The organism is Pseudomonas sp. KU43P (genome assembly GCF_033095865.1).
Taxonomy (GTDB): domain Bacteria; phylum Pseudomonadota; class Gammaproteobacteria; order Pseudomonadales; family Pseudomonadaceae; genus Aquipseudomonas.
Genome location: NZ_AP019365.1, coordinates 2,455,829 through 2,475,966 on the forward strand (window position 1 = coordinate 2,455,829; position 20,138 = coordinate 2,475,966).

Consider the following 20,138-nt stretch of genomic DNA (forward strand, 5'->3'; position numbering starts at 1 on the left):
AGTAGGCTCTTCCTAGTCCCCCTGTTCGGGGATCGTTAAATGTCAAGGGGCATCAACACCGAGGGTCGAAACCATGAGTGCAACAACAGGCAAGACAGGCAAAGTGGTGGAGTACGATGAGGAGGAGCACTACGGCTACATCGACTACAAACACAACGGGAAAAGGGTGTATCTGCCGCACGAGCAGGCCAAAGGCCTGGGCCTGGAAGATGACACCGAGGTGACATTCGATATCACGATGGTGGACTCAGTGCCGCACGCCACCAACGTAAAGCGCAAATAGGTCAAGGCTGTTATTACCGCGCCCGGGCGCCGCTCGAGCGGGTGGGCGCGGTAATCAGGCGGTGTGAGTGCAACGCTGATACGCCTGTTCAAGTTTGCAATGGCGGTATTCAAATTTGCTATTCGGAACGTTTCCTATACCTATCATCAATCTTTAATTGATTGATTCTATTGATATTTTCCGAGTTGCTAAAAACTGGCAGCACTCTTGCTTAGGGCATGGTCACGTGTGAACAGTGAGTGGGACCGACCATGCCAAGCAGTCATTTCGCGCAGCAACCCAGCGCTCGCATCGACGTCGCAGACGCCCATGAGGTGCTGTCTGTCTATTTACAAGAACGCCTCCACGGCCAGCCGGTGCGCATCACCCACAGCGAGCGCTTGTCGGGTGGCGCCATCCAGGAAAACTGGCTGCTCGAGGCCGAGGTAGCCGGCGTACCGCAACGCTGGGTACTGCGCACCGACGCCGCCTCCGCCGTGGCCGCCAGCATGAGCCGTGAGCAGGAGTTCGCCGTGCTCAGCGCTGTGCACCAGGCGGGCGTCAAAGTGCCCGAGCCGCTGTGGTTGTGCCAGGCGCCCGAGGTGATCGGGCGCGATTTCTTCATCATGCAGGCCCTGGCCGGCAACGCCAGCGGCCACCGCTTGACCAGCGCCCACAGCGCACCCGAAGGCAGCCCGGCGCTGTGCCGGGCGCTGGGCGCCAACCTGGCGCGCTTGCACCAGCTGCGCCCGCCACAGGCCGCGCTCGGGTTCCTGCCCGCGCCGGTGAGTGATGCGGTGCAGGCCAGTGTCGATCAATACCGCGCCTACCTGGATGCCTTGCCGGGCAGCCACCCGATCATCGAGTGGGGCCTGCGCTGGTGCGAGCTGAACAAACCCGCGCCCATGGCCGCCTGCCTGATCCACCGCGACTACCGCACCGGCAACTACATGGTCGAGGGCGGTGTGCTGAGCGGCGTGCTGGACTGGGAATTCGCCGGCTGGGGCGACCCGCGCGAAGACCTGGGCTGGTTCACCGCACGCTGCTGGCGCTTCGCCCGACCCGACCTGGAAGCCGGTGGCGTCGGCCACCTGGACGACCTGCTGGCCGGCTACCGCAGCGTCGCGCCACTGGACCTGGACCGCGACACGCTGCGCTTCTGGCAGGTCATGGCCCACCTGCGCTGGGCGGTCATCGCCCTGCAGCAGGCCGAACGCCACCTCTGCGGCCAGCAACGTTCGCTGGAGCTGGCGTTGACCGGGCGCCTGGTCAGCGAACTCGAACAGGAACTGCTGCTGCTCACCCAAGGAGGCCGCGCATGAACCAGCCCGATGCCCACGACCTGCTGCTCACGGCCCGTGACGCCGTGCTCAAGCAGTTGCTGCCCGCGTTGCCAGGGCACTTGCACTACGACGCGCGGATGGTCGCCAGCGCCATGCTGATTGCCAGCCGCGAGCTTGCCCAGGCGGCGGCCTGTGCCGACATCGAGCGCCAGGCCATGGCCAGCTTGCTGCTCGGTCAGTCTGCGCCCGAGCAAGCCCGCAGCGAGCTCGCCCAGCGTATCCGCCAAGGGGCCTACGACCAGGCGGGCGAAGCCCGCAGCCGCTTGCTGGCAGCGCTGCGGGCCATCAACCGCGCGCAACTGAGCATCAGCAACCCCAAGGTACTGGCCCATGATTGAACAGCCTGCCCAGCCCGTGCGGCGCCGCCGCTGCTACCTGGTGCGCCATGGCCATGTCGACTACTTCGACGCCAGTGGCCGGCCCCTCGACCCGCGCAGCGTGCCGTTGTCGGCCAAGGGCGTGGCCCAGGCCCAGGCCCTGGGCCAGGTGCTGGCGCAGACGCCTTTCGACCGTGCGGTGTGCTCGGACTACCCGCGCACCCGGCAGACCCTTGAGCAGCTCTTGGGAAGCCGGGCCCAGCCCGTGGAAGAACGCGCCGCGCTGCGCGAGATCCGTGCCGGGCGCCTGCGGGAAATCCCCCGCGAATGCCTGCACCGCGAAGTGGCTCAGGCCTACCAGCTCGCCGACCGCCCCGACGCAGCCTTTTTACGCGGGGAAGCGTGGACGGCGTTTCAGCAACGCGTACTGGGCAGCTTCCAGCAACTGCTGGAAGAGCCGGACTGGAACGCGCTGCTGCTGGTCAGCCACGACGCGGTCAACCGCATCCTCCTGGCCTGGGCCTGCGGCGCCGGCCTGGGGGCGCTGGCCGCCTTCGAACAGGACCCGGCCTGCCTGAACATCGTCGACATCGACATGGCCGGCCCGCAGGTGCTGCGCGCCTACATCCGCACCCTCAACTATTCAGCCTACGACCCCGGCAAGGCGACGATCGACAAGACCGTCATGGAGCATGTGCACGCCTCCATCGACCCGCGCCGCCTGCACGCCTGAACCCATTTGCCTACAAGGAACACCGCCATGCATTTCGCCCTGTCTGCCGAGTTGACCGCCCTGCAAGCCAACGTCCGGCAATTTGTCGCCGATGTCGTCATCCCCCTGGAGCGCGACCCGCGCCAGACGCCCCACGGCCCGTCCGCCGAGCTGCGCCAGGTGCTGCTCGACCAGGCCCGCGAACACGGCCTGCTGACCCCGCATGCCTCGCGAGACATGGGCGGGCTGGGCCTGAGCCACATCGAGAAGGCGATCGTCTTCGAAGAGGCCGGCTATTCGACCCTGGGCCCGGTGGCCCTGAACATCCACGCCCCGGACGAAGGCAACATCCACCTGCTGGAGCAGGTGGCCACGCCTGCGCAGAAAGACCGCTGGCTCAAGCCGTTGGTGCAGGGCCGCATCCGCTCCTGCTTCGCCATGACCGAGCCGAGCCCGGGCGCCGGCTCCGACCCCTCGATGCTGACCACCCAGGCCGTGCGCGACGGTGACGACTACCTCATCAACGGCCAGAAATGGTTCATCACCGGTGCCGAAGGCGCACAGGTGGCAATCATCATGGCGCGCATGGAGGATGGCAGCGCGACCATGTTCCTTACCGACACCGACCGCCCCGGCTTCATCCTCGAACGCATGATGGACTCGCTGGACAGTTGCTTCGCCGGCGGCCACGCCGTGCTGCGCTTCGACAACCTGCGCATTCCCGCCAGCGATGTGCTGGGCGAAGTGGGCAAGGGCTTCCGCTACGCCCAGGTGCGCCTGGCCCCGGCGCGCCTGACCCACTGCATGCGCTGGCTAGGCCAGGCCCGCCGCGCCCATGATGAAGCCTGCCGCTACGCCAACCGCCGGGTGTCGTTCGGCAAGCCGCTGGGCGAGCACCAGGGCGTGGGCTTCATGCTCGCCGACAATGAGATGGACCTGCACACCACGCGCCTGGCGATCTGGCACTGCGCCTGGGTGCTGGACCAGGGCGAGCGTGGCAATTTTGAATCGAGCATGGCCAAGGTGCTCAGCTCCGAGGCCATCTGGCGGGTGATCGACCGCTGCGTGCAGGTGCTGGGCGGGCAGGGCGTGACCGGCGAGTCGATCGTCGAGCGTATCTTCCGCGATGCGCGCAGCTTCCGCATCTATGACGGCCCGAACGAAGTGCACCGCATGAGCCTGGCGAAGAAGATCCTCGCCCGCACCGCTGCGCAGGTGGCCGGATGAACCTCGACAGCTATCGCGACCAGGTGGTGATGATCACCGGCGCCGCCAGCGGCTTTGGCGCCTTGCTGGCCGAACGCCTGGCCGGGCTGGGCGCCCGGCTGGTGCTGGGTGACCGTGATGTGGCGGGCCTTGAGCGGGTGGCCGGTGCCCTGCGCGAGGCCGGGGCCACGGTGCTGGCGGTGCCGTGCGACGTGACTCGCGAGGTGCAGGTCAAGGCGTTGGTGGACGCCGCCATGGCCACCTTCGGCAGGCTCGATGTGGGGGTGAACAACGCCGGCATCCTCACGCCGATGAAGCGCTTCGTCGACACCACCGAGCAAGAGCTGGACCGCAGCCACGCGGTCAACACCAAGGGCGTGTTCTTCTGCATGCAGCAGCAGATCCGCCAGATGCTGGCGCAAGGTGGCGGGGTGATCCTCAACATCGCCTCCATGGCCGGGCTCGGCGGTGCGCCCAAGCTGGCCGCCTATGCTGCGGCCAAGCACGCGGTGGTCGGGCTGACCCGCACGGCGGCGGTGGAATACGCACGTCAGGGCATCCGCGTCAACGCACTGTGCCCGTTCTACAGCGCAACCCCCATGGTCACCGACAGCGAAGTGGGTGAGCAGCAGGCGTTTCTCGCACAGGGGTCGCCGATGAAGCGCCTGGGTACTCCCGAGGAAATCGTCGCGGCGATGCTGATGCTGTGTGCCCGCGAGAACAGCTACATGACCGGCCAGGCGATTGCCGTGGACGGGGGCATCTCGGCGTTCTGAGCCAGTGCCTGCGGTGCCCCGGTGCTGAAACCCGGGGCGCTGTCATGAACTGAAAAACCGTTGTCGTCCGATGATAAGCGGCGCGTAACGCAACGGCCTAAATTGCCCTTCAAGACGAATGTTGCTGTTCAACAAAAACTACAAGAAGGGAGATTGGCATGGCCAAAGCGGTACGTTTCTACGAAACCGGAGGGCCTGAGGTCCTGCGCTACGAAGACATCGAAGTGGGTGAGCCGGGCCCGGGGCAGGTGCGCCTGCGCCACGTGGCGGTCGGCCTGAACTACGCCGACACCTATTTCCGTAACGGCACCTACCCGATCCCGCTGGCCAACGGCATGGGCGTGGAAGCGTCCGGCGTGGTCCAGGCGGTTGGCGAGGGCGTCAGCCACGTCGCGGTCGGTGACCGGGTCACCTACACCGGCTTTCTCAACACCCTCGGTGCCTACAGCACCGAGCGCCTGATCCCGGCCGCGCCGCTGATCAAGCTGCCGGAAACCATCGCTTTCGAGACCGCTGCGGCCATGACCATGCGCGGGCTGACCGCTTCGTACCTGATGCGTCGCCTGTACGACTTCAAGCCCGGTGACAGCATCCTGCTACATGCCGCCGCAGGTGGCGTGGGCCTGATCGTTTCGCAGTGGGCCAAGCTGCTCGGCCTGACCGTGATCGGCACCGTTTCCACCGACGCCAAGGCCGAGGTGGCACGCGCCCACGGTTGCGACCACACCATCAACTACAGCCACGAAGACGTGGCCAGGCGCGTGCGCGCGCTGACCGACGGCGTGGGCGTCAACGTGGTGTTCGACAGCGTCGGGCGCAATACCTTCATGGGCTCGCTGGACTCGCTCAAGCGCCGTGGCCTGATGGTCTGCGTGGGCACCGCCTCCGGCACCATCGAACCGTTCGACCCGCAGATCCTGGCCATGAAAGGCTCGCTGTTCATGACCCGCCCGGCACTGGCCGACTACATCGCCGACCCCGCGGAGAAAACCCGCCTCTCCAGCGAGCTGTTCGACCATGTCAGCAGTGGCCGCATCAAGATCGAGATCAACCAGCACTACGCCCTGCAGGACGCGGTCCAGGCGCACCGTGACCTGGAGTCGCGCAAGACCACCGGCTCGTCGATCTTCGTCATCTGAGGAGGGCAGCGCCATGCAAGTCGAACAATTGACCTGCGCCATCGGTGCCGAGCTGGTCGGCGTCAAGCTGGCCGATGCCATTCACGATGACGGCCTGTTCGCCGCGATCCGCGCCCAGTTGCTCAAGCACCGGGTGCTGTTCCTGCGTGATCAGGACATCAGCCGCGCCGAGCACGTGGCGTTCGCCCGCCGCTTCGGCGAGCTGGAGGACCACCCGGTGGTCGGCAGCGACCCGGACCACCCGGGCCTGGTGCAGATCTACAAATCGCCGCAAACCCCGATCGACCGCTACGAAAACGCCTGGCACACCGACGCCACCTGGCGTGAAGCGCCACCCATGGGCTGCGTGCTGCGCTGCGTGGAAAGCCCCTCGGTGGGCGGCGACACCATGTGGACCAACATGGTGCTGGCCTACGACAACCTGCCCAGCGAGATCAAGGCGCGCATCGAAGGGCTGCGTGCCCGCCACAGCATCGAGGCCAGCTTCGGCGCGGCCATGCCGATCGAGCAGCGCCTGGCGCTCAAGGCACGCTTCCCCGACGCCGAGCACCCGGTGGTGCGCACCCACCCGGAAACCGGCGAGAAGGTGCTGTTCGTCAATGCCTTCGCCACCCATTTCAGCAACTACCACACCCCCGAGCGGGTGCGCTTCGGCCAGGACGCCAACCCCGGTGCCGGCGAGCTGCTGCGCTACCTGATCAGCCAGGCCTACATCCCCGAGTACCAGGTGCGCTGGCGCTGGAAGCCCAACAGCATCGCCATCTGGGACAACCGCAGCACCCAGCATTACGCCGTCATGGATTACCCCGCCTGCCACCGCAAGATGGAACGCGCCGGGATCATGGGCGACGCGACTTTCTGACCGCACAAGAACAAGATTGAGGAACACACATGCAATTCTTCGACGACTCGCTGCACCCGGAAAACATGGAAAAGGTGGTGATCACCGTGGCCCCTTATGGCCCCGAGTGGATGCCCGACGACTTCCCTGAAGACATCCCCGTGACCATGGACCAGCAGGTGCAGAAGGCAGTCGATTGCTATGAAGCCGGCGCCACCGTGCTCCACCTGCACGTGCGTGAGCTCGATGGCACCGGCTCCAAGCGCCTGTCCAAGTTCAACGAGCTGATCGCCGGTGTGCGCGAAGCCGTACCGGACATGATCATCCAGGTCGGCGGCTCGATTTCTTTCGCCCCGGAAGGCGAGGGCGAAGCGGCCAAGTGGCTGAGCGACGACACCCGCCACATGCTGGCCGAGCTGACCCCAAAGCCGGACCAGGTGACGGTGGCGATCAACACCACCCAGATGAACATCATGGAGCTGCTGTACCCGCAATACCTGGAAGGCACCTCACTGGCCAACCCGGCAATCCAGGCGGCCTATAGTGAAATGACCGTACCCGCGGGCCCGGCCTGGGTCGAGGAGCACCTGCGCCGCCTGCAGGCCAGCGGTATCCAGCCGCACTTCCAGCTGACCGGCATGCACGCCCTGGAAACCCTCGAGCGCCTGGTGCGCAAGGGCGTGTACAAAGGCCCGCTGAACCTGACCTGGATCGGCATCGGTGGCGGTTTCGACGGCCCGAACCCGTTCAACTTCTTCAACTTCGTGCACCGTGCGCCGGATGGCTGCACCCTGACCGCCGAGTCGCTGCTCAAGAACGTGCTGCCGTTCAACATGATGGCCCTGGCCATGGGCCTGCACCCGCGTTGCGGCAACGAAGACACCATCATCGACCAGCATGGCAAGCGGTTCACCTCGGTGCAGCAGATTCAGCAGACCGTGCGTGTGGCCCATGAGCTGGGCCGCGAGATTGCCAGCGGCAAGGAAGCGCGGGCGATCTACCGTATCGGCGAGCAGTACGCGAGCGTAGAGGAAACCCTGCTGGCCAACGGCATGGCGCCGAACCGTCGGGCCGGGCAGAAGGGCGTGCCGCAACGCGGCTGATGGCCCCAATGGCCCTATCGCCGGCAAGCCGGCTCCCACAGGTCAGGAACGGCGTTCATCCCTGTGGGAGCCGGCTTGCCGGCGATAGGGCCAGTCGATGCAGCACCGATTTTGGCAAGTATCCATAACAACAAAAGCAACTCAGCCAGATACCCGAGGAGGCAGCATGGCCACCTATCACGCCAGTGCGGCAGAACCAGGCACCGATACTTCGCTCGGCATTCCACGGCGCTACGCCTGGATCGTCTTCGCCCTGACCTTCGGTCTGTTGATATCCGACTACATGTCGCGGCAAGTGCTCAACGCCGTGTTCCCGCTGCTGAAACAGGAATGGCAGCTCAGCGACAGCCAGCTCGGCCTGCTCAGCGGCATCGTCGCGCTGATGGTCGGCCTGCTGACCTTCCCGCTGTCGCTGCTCGCCGACCGTATCGGCCGGATCAAGAGCCTGACCTTCATGGCGGTGATGTGGAGCCTGGCGACGCTGGGCTGCGCCGTGGCGGAAAACTACCAGGAGATGTTCATCGCACGCTTTTTGGTCGGTGTCGGCGAGGCGGCCTACGGCAGCGTCGGCATCGCGGTGGTGGTGGCGGTGTTCCCGCGCGAGATGCGCGCCACCCTGGCCGGCTCGTTCATGGCCGGTGGCATGTTCGGCTCGGTACTGGGCATGGCCCTGGGCGGCGTGATGGCCCAGCACCTGGGCTGGCGCTGGGCGTTCGCCGGCATGGCATTCTTCGGGCTGCTGCTGGCGGTGCTGTATCCGCTGATCGTGCGCGAAGCGCGCATCGCCCCCCAAGGCCTGGTGGCAAAGCCCGACAAGGCCGCGCTCAAGGCTTTGCGCCCACTGCGCACCCTCTATTCCAGCCGCTCGGTCATCAGCGCCTACATCGGCAGCGGTTTGCAGCTGTTCGTCGGCGGCACGGTGATCGTGTGGTTCCCCAGCTACCTGAACCGTTACTACGCCATGAGCACCGACCGCGCCGGCGCGGTGGCCGCGATCATCGTGTTGTGCAGCGGGGTCGGCATCGTGCTGTGCGGCATGCTGTGCGACCGCATGGGGCGCAACTGCCCAGACCGCAAGATCAGCCTGGCCATCGCCTACTGCCTGGGCAGTTGCGTGCTGCTGTCGGTGGCCTTCGCCTTGCCGCCCGGGCTGCCACAGTTGGTGCTGATCTGCCTGGGCATGATGATTGCCGCCGGCACCAATGGCCCGTCCAGCGCCATGGTTGCCAACCTGACCCACTACACGGTGCACGGCACCGCGTTCGCCACCCTGACCTTGAGCAACAACCTGCTGGGGCTGGCCACCGGCCCGCTGATCACCGGCAAGGTGTCCGACCTGATCGGCCTGCAGTCGGCCTTCCAGTTGGTGCCGCTGATCAGCATCGGCGCGGCGGCGGTGTTCTTTTACGCCAAGCGTCACTACCACCCTGACATGGCGCGCCTGCAGCGCGGCGAAACCGCCGAGGCGCCTGTTCAGCCTGTACTGGAGGCCCGTTCGTGAAGCGTACGTTGTCGATTGATGTGTACTTCGATTTCATCTGCCCGTGGTGCCTGATCGGCCGCCGGCAACTGCAAGCTGCGCTGGCGCAGTTCAAGGCGTCGCAGCCGCAGGTCGAGGTCAATGTGGCCTGGCAGGGCGTACAGCTGTTGCCCGAGCTGCCATTCAACGGCCAGCCGTTTGCCGAATTCTACCGCCGCCGTCTGGGCAGCGATCAGGCGGTGCAGCAACGCCAGGCCCAGGTTCGCCTGGCGGCCAGTGCCGTAGGCGAGCAGATCGATTTCAGCCGCATCGAGCGCATGCCCAATACCGCTGATGCCCATCGTTTGTTGCTGCATGCCAGTGAGCTGGGCAGCGAAGCGCAGGTCGAGGCGCTGCTTGAACGCCTGCTGGCGGCGTATTTCAAGCATGGCGAAGACCTGGGCGACCGCGCCACGCTGTTGCGCATCGCCCAGGCGTGCGGCTTTGCTGCGAACACCCTGGCTGGCAGCTTGCGCGGTGATGGTTTGCCCTTCGTCAGTGCCAACGCCGACATCGCCGGCCGCGGCGTGCCGTGCTTCGTTTTCGACGACCGCCTGCAGGTGGTCGGTGCGCAGCCTGCAGAAGCACTGCTCGAGGCCATGCACATGGCCGCGTCACGGCTGGCGGAGGCGGGCCAATGAGTGTGCGCATCGAAGTACCGGCGCAGCGCGTGCCGGCCGTCGGCGAGCGCTGCCTGGTCGAAGCTGAAGGCAAGAGCGTGGCGCTGTTCAACGTCGGCGGCCGGCTGCTGGCCATCGATGACAGCTGCCCGCACCAGGGCTCGTCGCTGTGCGCCGGCAAGCTGGAGGGCGCGGTAATCCAGTGCCGTGCCCATGGCTTGCGTTTCGATCTCGCCAGCGGCTACCTGCTCAATGCCAAGGCGCTCAAGGTGGCCAGTTACCCGGTGCAGGTCGAGGATGGCCGGGTGTTCATCGTGCTGGCCTGCCAGGAGGCGGTGTCATGAGCACGCTGGCACTCACCCAGGTAAACCACCGCGTACGGGAGCTGGCGCCCGGGCTGATCGTAAGCCTGATCGCCGCAGGCGCGGCGAGCTTCCTGGCCGAACATTACGGCGCTCCGGTGATGCTGTTCGCCCTGTTGCTGGGGCTGGCGCTGAACTTTCTGAGCGCGGACGGCAAGTGCAAGGCCGGCATCGAGTTCACCGCGCGCAGCGTGCTGCGCCTGGGGGTGGCCTTGCTCGGCATGCGCATCACCCTGGAGCAGATGGCCGGCCTCGGCTGGAGGGCGGTGGCGCTGGTGGTGATCCTGGTGGTGGTGACCATCGGCGTGTCGATGGTCGCGGCCAAGGCCCTGGGTTTCCAGCGCCTGTTCGGTATGCTCACCGGCGGTGCCACGGCGATCTGCGGCGCTTCGGCGGCGCTGGCGCTGGCCGCTGCATTGCCCAGCCACCCGCAGAAGGAACGGGCCACGCTGTTCACCGTGATCGGGGTGTCGGCGCTGTCGACCCTGGCGATGATCCTCTACCCGATGATCGCCAATGCCCTGGGGCTGTCGCCGCAAGCGGCCGGGGTGTTCCTCGGCGCCACCATTCATGATGTGGCGCAGGTGGTGGGGGCGGGCTACAGCATGTCCACCGAAACCGGCGACACCGCCACGGTGGTCAAGCTGATGCGCGTGGCCATGCTGGTGCCGGTGATCGTGGTCGCGGCCATGATCGGCCGCCGCCAGGGCATCGACAGCACCGGCAAGCGTCCGCCGTTGCTGCCGTGGTTCGCGGTGGGCTTTCTGATTCTGGCCTGCGTCAACAGCACCGGCTGGGTGCCACTGGTGGTGCAGGGCAGCATCAACGAGCTGTCGCGCTGGTGCCTGGTGGTGTCGATCGCCGCCTTGGGGATGAAGACCCAGCTCAAGGAGCTGGCCGCCGTAGGCATCAAGCCGATCCTGCTGATGGTGGGTGAAACGGTGTTCCTGGTGCTGCTGGTGCTGGGGCTGATGCACCTCGGTTCGTAACCCGCAGCCCAGGGGCCGTCAGCGTGGGCTGACGGCGACCTGGGCGGTGGCGCGGCTGCGCTTGGTTTGCGTGTGCGGTTCGTGCTGTGCGCGCCAGCTGGCAGGCGGCTGGCCGAACTGGCTGATGAACCAACGGGTGAACGAGCTGTGCATGGAGTAGCCGAGCATGTCGGCGATGCGCCCCAGCGAATAGCCCGGGCTTTCCAGGTAGCGCACCACCAGGTCGCGGCGCACGCCGTTGACCAGTTCGCTGAAGGTTGCGCCTTCTTCTTCCAGACGCCGCTGCAAGGTACGCACGTTCATGCCTTGGGTCTGGGCGATGTGTTCGATGGTGGCGCGGCCCATGGGCATCAGCAGGAAGATCGCCTTGCGCACTTCCAGCGTCAGCGACGGCAGGTTTTCATCCTGCAGCAACCCCACATAGCGCTGCGCCAGCCGCGCCATGCCTTCGTTGGCCTGGGGGTTGGCGGTGTCGAGGTCGGCCGCCGAGCAGACGATGCCGTTGAAGTCGCTGTTGAACTCCAGCTTGCAGCCGAAGATGCGCCGGTGGATGGCAAGGTCCGCGGGGGCGGCGTGGGTGAAGTTGGCGCTGATCGGGTGCCAGTGCGAACCCAGCAACGCCGAGCAGAAGCGGTGCATTACGCCGATGGCCAATTCGATGGCCTGACGGCTGTGCATCGGCTGGTCGGTGATGACTTCCTGGCGGATGATCACCGTCTTGCCGATTTCCTCGATATGAATGGCCAGGGCGTTGTTGAGCAAGTGGCGGTACTGCACGATCACCTGCAGGGCGTCGCGCAGCGAATGCTGGTGACTGATCAGCAGGCTGACTTGGCCGAAATCCGACAGCTGGCGCAATTCGGCCATGCGCAGGCCGAAGGCTTCGCAGCCGCTCAGGCGCGCCGACTCTTCCAGCACGTTGATGGCGGCGGCGACCGGGATGCGTTGGTCGGGTGTTTCCAGCAGCGATGCACTGAGGCCGGCCTGGGCCAGCAAACCATGGCTGTTGAGGCCCAGATGGCGTGAGACTTCCAGGTAATTGGTGAGCGTTGCAGCACGGGCGAGCACGGTCATTTTATTGTTTTCCACGTGATCTTGATGAGTGCCCGCTGCGCTGGCGGGCAATCACTTATAGCGGTTGTGTCATCAGATGAAAAGCCATTTCCGAGCGACGGAGCCGGGGGCAGGGCACCACGGCAGCCGTGTCATCAACTGAAAAGTTCGTGACGCGCAATGTAAAGCGCCTGGCAGGGCGACTCTTTACTCTGGCCTCAAGCAGTCGGCAATCGACCGAGTTAACCAGAGCAAGGGCCCTGACGTGGAAAAACTGCAAACCACCGCAACCGTGCTGATCGTGCCCGGCTTGCGCGACCATGTACCGGAACACTGGCAAACCCTGTTGCAAGCGCGCCTGGCCAAGGTGCGCTCGGTACCCCCCCTTGAAACCGACAAGCTCAGCTGCAGCGCCCGCGTCGAAGCGATCGAGCGCGAGCTGGCCAGCATCGAGGGCCCGGTGATCCTGGTCGCGCACAGCGCCGGTGTACTGATGGTGGCGCACTGGGCCGCCCGCTACCAGCGCCCGATCAAGGGCGCCTTGCTGGCCGCGCCACCGGACCTGGAAACCGACTGGCCGGCCAATTACCCAACCCCCGACACCCTACGCGCCAACGGCTGGGCACCGCTGCCCAGTGGCCGCCTGCCGTTCCCGAGCCTGGTCGCGGCCAGCAGCAACGACCACCTGGCCAGCTTCGAAGCCGTGGCACGCATGGCCGACGAGTGGGGCAGCGAGCTGGTCGAACTCGGCGCCGTTGGCCACCTCAACCCTGCCTCGGGCTTTGGCCCATGGCCACACGCCGAGGCACTGATCCGGCAACTCGATCGCTAACCCGCGCAAGGCACGCGCATTCAAGGGCAGGCCAGCGCCCGATCGTGGCTGGCACCTTGCACATCCCAAGCAGAGATACCGCATGAACAACAATAAGAACGTTCTCTTCTGCCTTCACCACCGCAAACTGATGGCCACGCTGTTGCTGGTCGCGGGGGCGCCGGCTGCCCAGGCATTCCAGCTTGACCTTGCCGACCCCGACTGGAGCGTACGCTTCGACAACACTGCCAAGCTCAGCTACGGCCAGCGGGTCGAGGGCGAAAATGCCAAGATCGCCCGCACTGCCAACCTCAACGACGGTGACAAGAACTTCAGCGTCGGCAGCGCGGTGACCCAACGCCTGGACCTGTTGACCGAGCTGGACGTGATCTACCAGGGCAACATGGGCATGCGTGTCAGTGCTGCCAGCTGGTACGACCACGCCTACGACGACGTGGGCTCCAACTCCAACCCGTTTCCGGGCCAGGCCGGCAATGCCGGCAACCTGGTACTGGCGCGCCCGGTCGGTGGCCTGCCGGCCGGCACGGTGCTGCAGGGCGGGCCGTCGAAGCGCCATGGCCTGAGCCGTTACAGCGACCGCTACTACAATGGCCCGTCCGGCGAATTCCTCGATGCTTTCGTGTTCTACAACACCGAAATCGGCGACGAATCGATGCTCAGCGGCAAGCTCGGCTGGCACTCGGTGTACTGGGGCGAGACCCTGTTCAACGCCGCCAACGGCATCAACTACGGCCAGTCGGCCCTTGACCTGGCCAAACTGTACAACGTGCCGGGCACCGAGACCAAGGAGCTGTTCCTGCCGCGCAAGCAGCTGTCGCTCAGCTACACGGTCAACCCGGAGCTGACCCTGGCGGCCCAGTACTTCCTCGAATTCGACAACTCGCGCCTGCCTGAAGGGGGCACCTACATGGGGGCCTACGACATGCTCGGCGACGGCGGCGACATCTTCTGGTTGCCGGTGCCCAACGCCGTCGGCGGTGCCGGGGCCTTCTACGGTGCGCCGCGTGGGCATGACATCCGCCCGCACAATTCCGGCGACTTCGGCGTCATGGCCAAGTGGAGCCCGGAGTGGCTCGACGGCACCCTGGGCTTCTACTACCGCAACACCTCCGACCCGACCCCGGCGGTGCTGATCAACGCCCCGAACCTGCACAGGGGCAGCCTGGAAGGCACCAGCTACATGACGGCCTACGCCGACGACATCGACATCTACGGCATCAGCCTGGCCAAGAACGTCGGCCCGGTCAGCGTCGGCCTGGACGTCAACTACCGCGAGAACATGCCGCTGATCAGCAACTTCACCACCATCAACGGGCCGCTGTACGACGCCCTGGCCGGCACTGCCGGCGGCACCAACCTGATTGGCGAAGTGCCGGGCCACGGTGAAACCGGGCTGGCCCGCGGCAAGACCTTCCATGTAGTGCTCAACGGCCTGGTGTCGTTCGGTGCCACGCCCCTGTGGAATGCCTCGTCGCTGGCCGTCGAAGGCGCGATGACCCACCTGGTCAGCGTCGACAAGGGCGAGCAGACCTTCAAGGGCGACTCCAGCTACGAAGGCGTCGACAAGGTCACCACCAATGCCTACACCCTGGCGGTGAACTTCACCCCGACCTGGTTCCAGGCGTTGCCGGGGGTCGATATCACCCTGCCGCTTTCCTACAACGTCGGCCTCAAGGGCAACTCGGCAGTGCAACTGGGCGGTAACGAAGACTCCGGCAGCTACTCGATCGGCATCGCCGCCGACGTGTACCAGAAGTACAAGTTCGACCTCAAGTACGTCGATTCCTTTGGCAAGTTCGATACCTGTGAAACCGGTACCGACAACAACACCCCCGGCACCAATGGGCGCTACCAGTGCATCCCCGGGCAGATCACCTCGCAGGCAGGGCTGGCGCCGCTGCTCAAGGATCGCGGCATGGTCACTGCCTCGTTCAAGACCACCTTCTGAAACGCCTAGTACAACAACAAGCGGAGAAACGCGATGAAGTATCTCAATAGCCTGCTGTCGGCCTCGCTTGCGGTCGTGATTGCCGGTAATGCCCATGCGGCCGCCCCGGCCCAGGAAGTCGCCCGCATGGGCAAGGACCTGACCCTGGTCGGTGCCGAAAAGGCAGGTAGCGCCGATGGCACGATCCCGGCCTACCAGGGTGGCCTGAACACCCCGCCAGCCGGATTCAAGCAGGGCGACACCCTACGCCCGGACCCCTACGCATCGGAAAAACCCCTGCTGGTGATCGATGGCAAGAACGTCGACCAGTACAAGGACTCGCTGACCGCCACCACGGTGGAGCTGGCCAAGCGCTTCCCGACCTTCCGCATCGATGTCTACCCCAGCCACCGCACCGCGGCCTTGCCCAAGGCGCTGCTCGACAACACCCTGAAGAATGCCGCCAATGCCAAGTCGTTGCAGGACGGCATGGCCATCGAGAACGTGCTGCCGGGCGTGCCGTTCCCGATCCCGCAGTCGGGTGCCGAGGCCATGTGGAACCACCTGCTGCGCTACCAGGGCGTGGCGCAGAAGGCCAAGTACGACTCCTGGAACGTCGATTCGGCCGGCGTCGCGGCCCTGGCTACCACGGGCCTTGCCTACAACGCCTACCCGATCTACGAAGACCTGAACAAGGTCATCGAGCCCAAGGACATCTACTTCCAGACCAAGCTCTACTTCGAAGGCCCGGCGCGCCGCGCCGGTGAGTCGATGATGCTCAAGGACGCCGCCAACCCGCTGGTGCAGGAGCGCCGCGCCTGGCAGTACCTGCCAGGGCAGCGCCGGGTGAAGCTGGCGCCGAACCTGGCTTATGACACGCCAAACCCTGGCACTGCCGGCTCCGGCACCTTCGATGACGTGTACGTGTTCAACGGTGCGCTGGACCGTTACGACTGGCACCTGGTCGGCAAGAAGGACATGTACGTGCCGTACAACACCTACAAGCTGACCTACATCCACGACCCGAAGACCCTGACCACGCCGAACCACCTGTCACCTGACCAGGTGCGCTGGGAGAAGCACCGCGTGTGGGTGGTGGAAGGTACCCTCAAGGGCAATGCCCGCCACATCTATGCCAAGCGCCGCTTCTACCTCGACGAGGACAGCTGGTTCGCCCTGGCCTCCGACCAGTACGACGCCCGTGGCCAGCTGTACCGCGGCTCGTTCAGCTTCTTCACCCAGAGCTACGACGTGCAGATCCCCAACAGCAACCCGCACGTGGTCTACGACCTGGTCGGTGGCACCTACAACGTCAACGGCCTGATCGGCCCGCACGGCGGTATCGAGTACATCGCCCCTCTGTCCAAGGCGCAGTGGTCGCCCGAAGCCCTGGCCGGCGCCGGTATTCGCTGACCCGACGACCCGCCTGACGGCGGCCCGACAGTGGCCGCCGTCAGGTTTTGCAGAGGATGTGGCATGGCTTCTTCGAACAAGTATGCGCCGTGGGCGCTGGCAATCACGCTCGCCCTGGGCGGCACCTGCGGTGTGGCCCAGGCGGCCTATGTGGATGTACTGGACCTGCCGGCCAGGCCCAGTGCGCTGGCCGTGCACAGCGTGCTGCGCGATGTGGCGCAGGCCGGTAAGCGGCTGGTCGCGGTAGGGGCCCGCGGCCACATCGTGTATTCCGACAACCAAGGCCAGGCATGGCACCAGGCCAATGTACCGGTGAGTGCCGACCTCAATGCCCTGGCGTTTCCAACGGCTGAAGATGGCTGGGCGGTGGGCAACGATGGCGTGATCCTGCACAGCCGTGACGGTGGTGTGAACTGGGCCGTGCAGCTCGATGGGCGCAAGATCGGCGCCCTGGTGGCCGCCCACTACCAGGCCCTGGCCAAGGCCCACCCGGACGATCAGCAATGGGCGCAGTTCGCCGCTGAAGGGCAGCGCCTGGAGGAGGAGGGCGCCGACAAGCCGTTTCTCGGCGTGTGGTTCGCCGACGCCCGGCACGGTTATGCGGTGGGCGTGTTCAACCTGATCCTGCGCACGGACGACGGCGGCGCGAGCTGGGTGCCGATGCAGGACCGCACCGATAACCCCCAAGGCCTGCACCTCAATGCCATCCGTGCGGTCGGCGATGACCTGTACGTGGCCGGCGAGCAGGGCCTGCTGCTCAAGTGGAATGCCCAGCAGCAACGCTTCGTCGCCTTGCCCAGCCCCTACCAGGGCACCTGGTTCGGCATCCTCGGCAAGCCTGGCGAAGTGCTCGCTTACGGCCTGCGCGGCCATGTGGCGCGCAGCGTCGACGGCGGCCAGAGCTGGACCAAGGTCGACACCGGCCTGGGCCTGAGCATCACGGCGGCCAGCCTCGACAGCACGGGTGACTACTGGCTGTTCAGCCAGGCCGGGCATGTGCTGCGTAGCCACGACGGCGGCCAGCGCTTCGCCCTGCAACCGCAGGTGCCGCTGGCACCGGTGGCCGGCGCCTCGCAAACCCTTGGCAACGGCACCGTGCTGGTTGGTGAGCGCGGCGTGCGCGTACTGCCCGCCCGCTAAGACCCACAAGAATTCTAAGAGAGCCTCGTGATGGCCAACATCAAGCAAGACACCATGCCGGTGATCCGCGACCTACGGGATTTCGATCGACGCTCCGGCAACCTGCTGGAACGCATGGTCTTCAACTATCGCCCGCTGTTCATGCTGTTCATGGTGCTGGCCACGCTGGTGCTCGGCTATGTGGCGGTGACTCGCCTGGAGCTGCGGCCCAGCTTCGAGAAGATGATTCCGCAGAGCCAACCCTACATCCAGAACTACCTGGACAACCGCAAATCGCTGCGCGGCCTGGGCAACTCGGTGCGGGTGGTGGTGGAGAACACCCAGGGCGACATCTTCGACCCCGAATACCTGGACGTGCTCAAGCAGATCAACGACGAGCTGTTCCTCGCCCAGGGCGTCGACCGTGCCTGGATGAAGTCGTTGTGGAGCCCGGGCGTGCGGTGGACCGAGGTCACCGAGGAGGGCTTCCAGGGCGGCGCGGTGATGCCCGACGACTACCAGGGCAAGCCCGCCGACATTGAGCAACTGCGCCAGAACATCAACCGTGCCGGCATCGTCGGCAGCCTGGTGGCAAGCGACTTCAAGTCGAGCATGCTGGTGGTGCCGCTGCTCGACCACGACCTGGCCACCGGGCGCGGCATCGACTACCGGCAGTTCTCGCAGATGCTCGAACAGCAGCTGCGCGACAAGTACGAATACGGCGGTGACGCCAAGGCGCGGGCGTCGGGCAAGGAAGGCGAGGGCAAGTACAAGGTACGTGTCATCGGTTTTGCCAAGCTGATGGGCGACCTGATCGACGGCCTGATCCAGGTGATGATGTTCTTCGCCCTGGCCGTGGTCACCTCGCTGGTGATCATCTTTTTGTATACCCGCTGCGTGCGCAGCACCTTGCTGGTGGTGTTCTGCTCGCTGGCGGCGGTGGTGTGGCAACTGGGTATCGTCGGCTGGCTAGGCTATGCCATCGACCCGTACTCGATCCTGGTGCCGTTTCTGATCTTCGCCATCGGCGTGTCGCACGCGGCGCAGAAGATGAACGGCATCATGCAGGACATCGGCCGTGGCACCCACAAGCTGGTGGCGGCGCGCTATACCTTCCGCCGCCTGTTCGTGGCCGGGGTCACGGCGCTGCTGGCCGATGCCGTGGGCTTTGCCGTGCTGATGCTGATCGACATCCCGGTGATCAAGGACCTGGCGATCACCGCGAGCATCGGTGTGGCGGTGCTGATCTTCACCTCGTTGCTGCTGATTCCGGTGGCGCTGTCCTACGTCGGTGTGGGCCGCAAGGCGGCCGAACGTGCCTTGCGCATCGACCGCCGCGCCGCCGAGCACCGTGGTTTCGGCAAGCTGTGGGACGCGCTCGACCGCTTCACCACACGCAAATGGGCCACCGGCGCGGTGCTGGTCGCCACGCTGATGGGGCTGGGCGGGTTCTGGGTGAGCCTGCAACTGAAGATCGGCGACCTCGACAGTGGCGCACCGGAGTTGCGCGCCGACTCGCGCTACAACCGTGACAACGCCTACATCACCAGCCACTACGCGCTGTCCAGTGACCTGTTCGCGGTGATGATCAAGACCCCACCGGAAGGCTGCCTGAGCTACAAGACGCTGATTCTCGCCGACCGCCTGGCCTGGGAGCTGCAGCAGTACCCAGGGGTGCAGACCACGGTGTCGCTGGTCAACGCGGTGCGCCAGATCACTGCCGGTTCCTTCGAAGGCAACCCGAAGATGAACAGCCTGCAACGCAACCAGGACATGCTCAACTACGCGGCCCAGCAGGCTTCGGTGAATGCGCCGGAGCTGTTCAACAACGACTGCTCGATGATGCCGGTGATCGCCTACCTCAAAGACCACAAGGCCCAGACCCTGGACGACGTGGTGGCCATCGCCGACCGCTTCGCCCGCGACAACAGCAGCCCCGACCGCCAGTTCCTGCTGGCCGCTGGCAGCGCCGGTATCGAAGCCGCCACCAATATCGTGGTACGCGAAGCCAACCGCACCATGCTGCTGTTCGTCTACCTGGCGGTCACGCTGTTCTGCCTGATCACCTTCCGCAGTTGGCGCGCGACCCTGGTGGCCTTGCTGCCGCTGGTGCTGACCTCGGTGCTGTGCGAGGCGCTGATGGTGGTGATGGGCATAGGCGTGAAGGTGGCCACCTTGCCGGTGATCGCCCTGGGCGTAGGCATCGGCGTGGACTACGCGCTGTACCTGCTCAGCGTGCAGCTGCACTACCAGCGCCAGGGCCGTACCCTGGGCGAGGCTTACCAGAACGCCGTGGCCTTCACTGGCCGGGTGGTCGGGCTGGTGGGCATCACGCTGGCCGCTGGTGTGGTCGGCTGGGCCTGGTCGCCGATCAAGTTCCAGGCCGACATGGGCATCCTGCTGACCTTCATGTTCCTCTGGAACATGCTCGGCGCGCTGCTGCTGATCCCGGCGCTGTCGCACTTCCTGCTGCCCGACAAACGCTTCGTCGCCCCCGCCCCCACACCCTGCGAGGCCGAACCCCAACCCTGTGACAGCGCCCAGGCGCCGCGCGCGCAAGCGCAGGTGCAGGCGTAGCCAGGTCTTTTCAAGTCGAATCGAACAC

At 65.6% G+C, this 20,138-nt stretch carries 19 protein-coding genes; 18 read left to right on the forward strand and 1 reads right to left on the reverse strand.

Annotated elements, in window-relative coordinates:
• The first annotated feature begins 73 nt into the window (after nt 1–73).
• From KU43P_RS11090 to KU43P_RS11150, 13 genes are all read left to right on the forward strand, one after another.
• Entirely contained in the window at nt 74–283 is a 210-nt protein-coding gene (locus tag KU43P_RS11090; RefSeq protein WP_317663053.1) for a cold shock domain-containing protein, read from the forward strand.
• A gap of 251 nt (nt 284–534) precedes the next feature.
• Nucleotides 535–1,584, forward strand: a complete 1,050-nt coding sequence (locus tag KU43P_RS11095; RefSeq protein ID WP_317663055.1) for a phosphotransferase family protein — start codon at nt 535–537, stop codon at nt 1,582–1,584.
• Complete coding sequence (locus KU43P_RS11100) at nt 1,581–1,943, forward strand: DUF6285 domain-containing protein (RefSeq protein WP_317663057.1); 363 nt, start codon at nt 1,581–1,583, stop codon at nt 1,941–1,943. Before KU43P_RS11095 ends, KU43P_RS11100 begins: the two co-directional genes overlap by 4 nt.
• Nucleotides 1,936–2,655, forward strand: a complete 720-nt coding sequence (locus tag KU43P_RS11105; protein ID WP_317663059.1) for a histidine phosphatase family protein — start codon at nt 1,936–1,938, stop codon at nt 2,653–2,655. Before KU43P_RS11100 ends, KU43P_RS11105 begins: the two co-directional genes overlap by 8 nt.
• Nucleotides 2,656–2,682: 27 nt before the next feature.
• Nucleotides 2,683–3,861: an acyl-CoA dehydrogenase family protein gene (locus tag KU43P_RS11110; RefSeq protein WP_317663061.1), complete on the forward strand. Its 1,179-nt coding sequence runs from the start codon at nt 2,683–2,685 to the stop codon at nt 3,859–3,861.
• Nucleotides 3,858–4,616 carry an SDR family NAD(P)-dependent oxidoreductase gene (locus tag KU43P_RS11115; protein ID WP_317663063.1) on the forward strand — a complete coding sequence of 253 codons (759 nt, stop codon included), beginning with the start codon at nt 3,858–3,860 and terminating at the stop codon, nt 4,614–4,616. Before KU43P_RS11110 ends, KU43P_RS11115 begins: the two co-directional genes overlap by 4 nt.
• A gap of 158 nt (nt 4,617–4,774) precedes the next feature.
• On the forward strand, nt 4,775–5,755 hold the full coding sequence (locus KU43P_RS11120) for a quinone oxidoreductase family protein (protein WP_317663065.1): 981 nt from the start codon (nt 4,775–4,777) through the stop codon (nt 5,753–5,755).
• A gap of 13 nt (nt 5,756–5,768) precedes the next feature.
• Nucleotides 5,769–6,617, forward strand: a complete 849-nt coding sequence (locus KU43P_RS11125) for a TauD/TfdA dioxygenase family protein (protein WP_317663066.1) — start codon at nt 5,769–5,771, stop codon at nt 6,615–6,617.
• 29 nt (nt 6,618–6,646) lie between these two features.
• Nucleotides 6,647–7,699 (forward strand): 3-keto-5-aminohexanoate cleavage protein, encoded by a 1,053-nt coding sequence (locus KU43P_RS11130; RefSeq protein WP_317663067.1) that lies wholly within the window; start codon nt 6,647–6,649, stop codon nt 7,697–7,699.
• A gap of 166 nt (nt 7,700–7,865) precedes the next feature.
• A complete protein-coding gene (locus tag KU43P_RS11135) occupies nt 7,866–9,200 on the forward strand; it encodes an MFS transporter (protein WP_317663068.1) in 1,335 nt (444 codons plus the stop codon).
• Entirely contained in the window at nt 9,197–9,859 is a 663-nt protein-coding gene (locus KU43P_RS11140) for a DsbA family oxidoreductase (protein ID WP_317663069.1), read from the forward strand. The genes KU43P_RS11135 and KU43P_RS11140 overlap by 4 nt, the downstream gene beginning before the upstream one ends.
• On the forward strand, nt 9,856–10,182 hold the full coding sequence (locus KU43P_RS11145; protein WP_317663070.1) for a Rieske (2Fe-2S) protein: 327 nt from the start codon (nt 9,856–9,858) through the stop codon (nt 10,180–10,182). The genes KU43P_RS11140 and KU43P_RS11145 overlap by 4 nt, the downstream gene beginning before the upstream one ends.
• On the forward strand, nt 10,179–11,189 hold the full coding sequence (locus tag KU43P_RS11150) for a YeiH family protein (RefSeq protein WP_317663071.1): 1,011 nt from the start codon (nt 10,179–10,181) through the stop codon (nt 11,187–11,189). Before KU43P_RS11145 ends, KU43P_RS11150 begins: the two co-directional genes overlap by 4 nt.
• A gap of 18 nt (nt 11,190–11,207) precedes the next feature.
• Here KU43P_RS11150 and KU43P_RS11155 read toward each other — a convergent pair whose 3' ends face one another.
• Nucleotides 11,208–12,263: an AraC family transcriptional regulator gene (locus KU43P_RS11155; protein ID WP_317663072.1), complete on the reverse strand. Its 1,056-nt coding sequence runs from the start codon at nt 12,261–12,263 to the stop codon at nt 11,208–11,210.
• A gap of 244 nt (nt 12,264–12,507) precedes the next feature.
• Here KU43P_RS11155 and KU43P_RS11160 point away from each other — a divergent pair, with 244 nt between their 5' ends.
• From KU43P_RS11160 to KU43P_RS11180, 5 genes are all read left to right on the forward strand, one after another.
• On the forward strand, nt 12,508–13,074 hold the full coding sequence (locus KU43P_RS11160) for an RBBP9/YdeN family alpha/beta hydrolase (RefSeq protein ID WP_317663073.1): 567 nt from the start codon (nt 12,508–12,510) through the stop codon (nt 13,072–13,074).
• A gap of 82 nt (nt 13,075–13,156) precedes the next feature.
• On the forward strand, nt 13,157–15,022 hold the full coding sequence (locus tag KU43P_RS11165) for a DUF1302 domain-containing protein (RefSeq protein WP_317663074.1): 1,866 nt from the start codon (nt 13,157–13,159) through the stop codon (nt 15,020–15,022).
• A 33-nt stretch (nt 15,023–15,055) separates the two neighbouring features.
• Complete coding sequence (locus tag KU43P_RS11170; protein WP_317663075.1) at nt 15,056–16,414, forward strand: DUF1329 domain-containing protein; 1,359 nt, start codon at nt 15,056–15,058, stop codon at nt 16,412–16,414.
• Nucleotides 16,415–16,477: 63 nt separating this feature from the next.
• The gene (locus KU43P_RS11175) at nt 16,478–17,554 is read left to right on the forward strand and encodes a WD40/YVTN/BNR-like repeat-containing protein (protein ID WP_317663076.1); all 1,077 of its coding nucleotides are present in this window, start codon (nt 16,478–16,480) and stop codon (nt 17,552–17,554) included.
• 30 nt (nt 17,555–17,584) lie between these two features.
• On the forward strand, nt 17,585–20,110 hold the full coding sequence (locus KU43P_RS11180; protein WP_317663077.1) for an efflux RND transporter permease subunit: 2,526 nt from the start codon (nt 17,585–17,587) through the stop codon (nt 20,108–20,110).
• The last annotated feature ends 28 nt before the right edge of the window (nt 20,111–20,138 follow it).